This is a genomic window from Streptomyces sp. NPDC055078 (assembly GCF_053607985.1).
On record NZ_JBSGUP010000472.1, the window covers coordinates 1 to 6,489 of the forward strand.

Sequence of the window (6,489 nt, forward strand, 5' to 3'; positions counted from 1 at the left end):
GCCCTGGCCACCGCAGGCGGCGGCCAGGGCTCCGGAGTGCCGGGTTCAGGCCGCCAGGGATACCTCGGTGCCCGGTGTGGTGCCGGGGTAGGCGTCGACGACCAGGTTGAGCTGGCGCTGCATGTACCAGATGTTCAGGCCGAAGACGAAGACCAGGAACGCACTGGACGCGGGGCTGCACGTCACCGGGAGGCCGGCCGCGCGCTGGGCGTCCGCGATGGCCCTCCCCGTGTTGCGGAAGGAGATCAGCGGGGCGATCAGGGTCCAGCCCAGGAAGATCAGGACCAGGAGGCTGCCGGTCGGCTTGAGGGCGAGACGCCGGTCGAACTCCTGGAGTTCATTGTGGATCTTGTAGTACCAGACCAGATTGTAGATTCCGAGGGTGACCAGCGGCAGGCCGATCCAGACCGCGACGGAGCCGCGGCGTTTCATGGTCAGGCCGGTCGAACTGCCCGCGGCAGGGGTGCCGGGGCCGCCGGGCGGGACCGGGCCGTCGGCCAGGGCCGAGGCGGTACTGCCGGACTCGGAATTGGGCTGGACATCAACCATGTAGTTGGCTCCGTAGGGTGGCGCTGGTCTCAGTCGGAGCAGACTGACAGGGCGTAACAGGCGGCGCGGTGGCAGTTGCCGGTTCGTTACCGCCTGACATGTCTTCGTGATCGGGTACGACTCTCGGCACGTCCGGCGCGGGGTCGAAATCGGCCCCGGCAGAGGTGACGGCTCAACGGTTCCCCCAGGTGCCGGGCGGGCCCGACCGCCGAACCCCGGGGCGGCGCCGGGTCCCTGGGACCACGGTTTCGCCCGTGCGGGGGTGCCGGTGCGGCAGCGCGAGCACAGCTCGTACGGAGTGCCGCGCCGGGATCCCGTCCGGCCGGGCCGGTCAGGGTTTGCGGAGGAGGCCGCCGTACTCGTAGACACGCTGGTCGCGGGCGCTGGCGCCGAGGTACGGGGCGAGATTCGGGTGGACGGTCGCCAGTGGGGGCTGGTCGGGGTCGGGGCGCCAGTCGACGAGGTTGACCAGACCGGGGTCGACGGGGTCCAGGCCGTCGAGGAAGACATTGAGTTCGGCGGGGGTGCGGGTCTGCCAGGGGATGCCGAGGCCCGAGATGTGCCGGGACATCTCGGCGCCCGCGACCGGGTCGTCGGAGACGACCTGGGACACGCCCAGATAACTGCCGGGCACGGCCTGGTCGATGATCGTCCGGAGGGCGCGGCGGGGGTCGTCGGCGTCGCTGAGGTGGTGGACCACCGACAGGAAGAGCACCGCGACCGGCTCGGTGAGGTCGATCAGCCGCTCCACCTCGGGGCTGTCCAGTATCGGCTGCTGATCGCGCATATCGGCGTTGATCACCGTGGTGCTGTCGTCGTCCGCCAGCAGGGCCTGGCCGTGCGCGAGCACGATCGGGTCGATGTCCACATAGACCACGCGGGCGTCCGGCAGGAAGCTCTGCGCGACCTGGTGGACGTTGTTGTCCGTCGGCAGCCCGCAGCCCATGTCGATGAACTGACGGACCCCCGCCTCCTTGGCCAGATAGCGCACCGCGCGGTACAGGAACTCACGATTCTGCCGCGCGATGTCCACACACTCGGGAAAGTCGGGCAGGGTGGAGAGCAGGAACTTGCGGTCGACCTCGTAGTTGTCCTTGCCACCGAGCATCCAGCCGTAGGCGCGGGCCGAGGTGGGCACATCGAAGGGGACCGGGGACCTCCCGGATCGGTTGTCACTGACCACAGCGCACACTCCGTCTTTCCCATGGGGACACAGGGCGTGAACCCAATTGTGGCAGGCTACTCCCTGGTCCAGGTCCCCACGCGCAGCCACAAATCCTTCAACCGGCCCCCGGTGGGGTTGATTTGACGGTATGTGAGTTCACCGGCGGGGAGGCTGGGGACACAGTGACAGGGGCGGACACACCCGGACGGACCTGCGGCACCCGGACGGTCCCACCCGTCCGGACGGTGCCGCCCGGTCCGAACGGTCCACCTGATCACCTGACCCACCTGATCCACCCGGCAGGAGTACCCGGCACCACAGCGGACCGGAGGAGATGGCGGCGCGGACTACCGCAGTTCCTCGGGGCAGGCGGAGCCACGGGGCAGGTCGTACGGAGCCGCCAGCCGGTACTCCCCCGCCCGGGGCGCGACCAGCTCGGTCCACTCGTCGCCCTCCGCGTCCTCCTCCGCCTTGATCAGGCAGCCGTTCACATTGGTGAAGGTCTTCGGCTGACCGTCCTCGCGCTCCTTCGACGCCGCCGTCTCCTCCGGGCCCTTCACCTTCTTGCCCTTCTCGTCCACGATGCTCAGCCAGGGCGAGTACGGAATCCGGATCAGCACCCGGCCCGCCTCCGTCACCTGGATCTTCAGCTCGCGCGCACCCACCTGGTCGACGGTGGCCGGCGGATCGGCGAGCGGCATCGGGGACTTCACGGCGAACAGCTGCCAGCTCGCGTTCCCCCAGACCCGGGTCAGATACGGCTGCCCCTCCTCGACGAGCGCCGCCTCCTGCACCCCCCCGGTGTCGGGCGAACCCTTCGGCAGAACGACATAGCGGACCGCCCAGCGATCCAGCCAGGCGCGGTAGTCCGCCGGGGTGAGCGTCTTGTCCTTGTCGTAGAAGATCGGGTTGCGCTTCATATCGGCCTGCCGGTTCCAGCCCCGGGCCAGATTGACGTACGGCGCGAGCGCGGACGCCTCCCGGTGGCTGCTGGCGGGGACGACCTCGACCCGGCCGCGCTCGGCGTCGAGTTCCTGGAGCTTGCTGACCAGCGGTGCGAGTTCGCGGTTCCAGGAGGCGGTCGGGGCGGTACGGACCATGTCGTCGACGGCCTTGAAGCCGATCCAGAAGTTCATGCCCGCGAACGCGATCACCAGCGCGTACCACTTCCGTGAACGCGGCACGGTGTACGGGAGTGCCGCCAGCAGCACCACACCCGCGAAGAGCATCGCGAGACGCGACACATTGGAGCCGATCTGGGAGTCGACCGCCCAGGTCACCAGCGTGCCGATCGCGTAGACGGCCGCGCAGACGCGGACCGTGCGCCAGTCCTTCGGTACGAGGAGGAAGACGAAGACCCCGTAGATGAAGGGGAGCGAGGTCGAGCCGATCGACATCGGCTGCGTACCGGAGAAGGGGAACAGCCAGGAGGACAGCGCCACCACGACGACCGGGGCGAGACCGAGCGCGTACGCACCGGGGCGGCGCCGGTTCAGGAACAGCGCGGCGGCGACGACCCCCAGGAAGAGGCCCGCGACCGGGCTGGACGCGGTCGCGAGACCGGCGAGCGGGGCGGCGACCGCGGCCTTGGCCCACCGCTTGCGGCGCCAGCGGTGCGGCCAGCAGAACACCGCGGCGACCGCGCCGACCGCGAACATCATGCCGAGGCCGAAGGTCACCCGGCCGGACAGCGCGTTGCAGAGGAACGCGAACACCCCGGCGAGCGAGCAGGCCAGCGGATTGCGCACGGCACGGACGCGGACCAGGATCAGCGCGGTCAGCGCGGCCGAGACCGTACCGGCGACCATCATCGTGGAGCGGACGCCGATCAGCGACATCAGATACGGCGAGACGACGCTGTACGAGACCGGGTGCATCCCGCCGTACCAGGCGAGGTTGTACGCGGAGTCGGGGTGGCGGCCGACGAACTCGGCCCAGGCGTCCTGGGCCGCGAGGTCGCCGCCGCTGTTGGCGAAGAAGAGGAACCAGAGGACATGCAGCAGGGCGGCGAGCACCGTCGTCACCAGGACGGGGCGACGGGTCAGCCGGTCGCGGACATCGGCCAGGACACCGGGCGGAACACCGGGCGGGCGTTTCCCGCCCTTCCCTTCGGGGCCGGGCGGTGAGTCGGACCGCGGCAGACGTATTCGCGGTCCCGTAGAGGTGCTGCTGCCGCCCGTCCGGACCGGCTCAGCGGTAGTCACTGCGACTCTCCCCGTCTCCCCGCCCATATGCGCTGGTACGCGCTCGTGTGTGCTGTGCGGTGTGCTGTCCACGTGCCGTCCGTGGACCGTTTCGCGTGCCGTTCCTGTCCGGTCCGTATGGCGTCCCTATGGCGCCGATATGCCGGTGGCGTGCCGGTCTGTGCTGCTCGTATGCCCTTCTGTGGCGTTCGTGTGCGGTTCGGGTGCCGACTCGTCCAGTCCCCGTCCCGTGCCTCGTCCCGTACGTCCCCGTACCTCGTCCCGTACAAGGACGCTGTCCGGGTGTCCCTGAGTTGCCCGGACGCTAACACGAGGGCGTCCCGGCTCTCCGGGACGCCCTGCTGCCCGACCCGGGGGATCCTGGCCGCCTAGCCGAGCCTGGTCAGCTTGTCGCCGAATCCAGGTTCCGACAGGTCCTGCTGGAGTGCGACCGGTGCGGTCGCCCGGCCCGTGCCGGTGCCGACGGAGACCTGGCCGACGACGTCGCCCGCGGCGGCGGAGCGGGGCGGGGTCTTGCCTCCGTCGTTGATCGCGATCTCGATCCGGTGGCCCGCCCAGCCGAGTGCCTTGAGGTCCTGGGTGGCGACGACCGGGGCACTGCCGCCCATGCCGTTGTCGATATGACCGACGACCTGCCCCTTCTTGATCACGGTGGCGGAGGTGACGGCCTTCCGGGCGTCGGCGATCACCGTGATGCTGTGGGTGATCGCCAGTTGGAGCTTGGCGTCGAGGTTCTTGGCGTCCTTGACGCCCATGGTGACCCCGAGGACCCGGCGGAGCTTGCCGTCCACCTCGACATCGGCCGACCAGAGGAGATTTCCGCCCGCCGGGGTCGACGAACCGGTCTTGATACCGCCGACACCGGGCTGGAGCAGCGCCCGGTCATTGTTGTTGTAGATCTTCCCCTCGATACCGGGAACTTCCACCGAGGTCGAATCGACGATCTCACGGAAGATGTCGTTCTGCATGACCGCCTCGGCCAGCTTGAGCTGATCCTGCGGTGTCGACACGGTGGTCGCCAGCAGACCACTCGGGTCCGTGTACACGCTGTCGTTCATTCCGAGGTCCTTGGCGGCGGCATTCATCTTCTCGACGAATTCCGCTTCGGAACCGGCGTCCCAGCGTGCGAGCAGCCGGGCCGCGTTGTTCCCGGAGGGGACCATCAGCAGTTCCAGCATGTGCCGCTGGGAGAATTTCTGCCCCTGCCGGATCGGCACCTTGGACTCGTCCTTCTTCTTGGACTCGTCCTCCGCCCGCTGATCGACAGTGATCTCCGCACCCATCTGCTTACCGCTGATGGGATGCTCCTTGAGGATCACATAGGCCGTCATCGCCTTGGCGACACTCGCGATGGGCGCGGGCTTCTGCTCCCCGTACAGCGCCATCGTCCCGACGCCCTCGACCTCCACCGCGCCCTGGCCGTCCGTGGGGAACGGCAGGCTGAGCTTGCCACCCTGGAAGGTGAATTCCGGCTCCGCCGTGAGCTTGAGCGTGGGATCCGGGAGCGGGCGCAGAACCTGTACGACCGCAAAGACGATCAGGAGCAGTACGAGGAGCGGCGTCCAGATCTTGACCCGGCGGACCACCGTGCGCACGGCGTTGTCGGGGGTGTTCGTCAACTGCGCGAGCAGATCGAGCGGCGGCTGCGGCGGCATCGGCTGCTGCGCCGTCCGCTCCGGCTCCGTGAGCGCGGCGGGCGTCGGCTCGCTCGCGCCGCGAGGGGCAGCGGCGACCGCGTCGTCCCGCCGCAGCGGTACGAAGGTGCTGGCCCGCTCGCCCGCCGCGGCGGGTGCGGGGGCGGCCGGGGCCGCGGCGGGGGTGGCCGCAGCCGGGTTGGACTCGGGCCGGGGGGCCGGGGGCAGTTTCAGCGCCGTGGTGGGGTGATCGACCGCAGGCGGGGCGGACGGCTTCCTGCTGAACGCCTTGAAGACGGCGGTGGGCTGATCGACCGCGGGCGCCACCGGGGCCGAGGGGGCCTCGGGCTCCGCGCCCTCGCCCACCGGCTCGGCCACCGGCTCGGCCGCGCCGCTGTCCGCACGCCGGTCGGTGCCGGTATCGGTATCGGTGTACGTGTCGGGGCCGGGCCCTGCGCCCGTGCCCGTATCGGCGTCGGGCCGCTCGGCCAGGGGCTCGGCGGCGCCGGCGTCCGCCTCCGCCTCCTCCGCCGAATCCGGCGCGTCCGTGGTCTCGGCGGCGGTGGCGGCGGCCGTGGGCGGGTCGCCGGACGGGTCCGAGCCGGTACCGGCGCCCTGGCCCTCGCGCTCCTCGCCCTCCTCCCCGGCCCCGTCCTGGCCGGTCGCGTCCACCGCATCGGTCGCGTCGGTCGCATCCGTTGCGCCATTCGCACCGGCGTTCGCTTTCGCGGATACGGAGGTGGCCTCCTTGTCCGCGAGGTCCAGGCCCTCCGGACCTTCGGCACCCTCAGGGTTCCCAGGGCGCCCAGGCCCGGGGTCCCCCTCGGCGCTGCCGCCGCCGCGCCCGGCCGCTACGGCGGCTTCAGGCTCGGCCTCGGCATCGGCGTCGGTGTCCGCTACGGTCGCGGGGGCGGCGGGATCGCGGGAACCCTTGACC

4 protein-coding genes are annotated in these 6,489 nt (G+C 70.5%); all 4 read right to left on the reverse strand.

Going from position 1 to position 6,489, the window contains the following annotated elements; all coding sequences use genetic code 11:
* Positions 1–45 precede the first annotated feature (45 nt).
* Positions 46–549 carry a DUF4234 domain-containing protein gene (locus ACWF94_RS29570; protein WP_453495127.1) on the reverse strand — a complete coding sequence of 168 codons (504 nt, stop codon included), beginning with the start codon at positions 547–549 and terminating at the stop codon, positions 46–48.
* A 331-nt stretch (positions 550–880) separates the two neighbouring features.
* Complete coding sequence (locus ACWF94_RS29575) at positions 881–1,732, reverse strand: SAM-dependent methyltransferase (RefSeq protein ID WP_453495130.1); 852 nt, start codon at positions 1,730–1,732, stop codon at positions 881–883.
* Positions 1,733–2,061: 329 nt separating this feature from the next.
* Positions 2,062–3,918: an MFS transporter gene (locus tag ACWF94_RS29580; protein WP_453495133.1), complete on the reverse strand. Its 1,857-nt coding sequence runs from the start codon at positions 3,916–3,918 to the stop codon at positions 2,062–2,064.
* Between the two features lie 368 nt (positions 3,919–4,286).
* Positions 4,287–6,489: D-alanyl-D-alanine carboxypeptidase family protein (locus ACWF94_RS29585; RefSeq protein ID WP_453495136.1), on the reverse strand; the 2,203-nt coding region annotated here is incomplete at its 5' end.

Excerpts from the sequence above, each read along its gene's own strand:
- ACWF94_RS29570 (WP_453495127.1), bottom strand. The coding sequence starts at position 549 with ATGGTTGATGTCCAGCCCAATTCCGAGTCCGGCAGTACCGCCTCGGCC.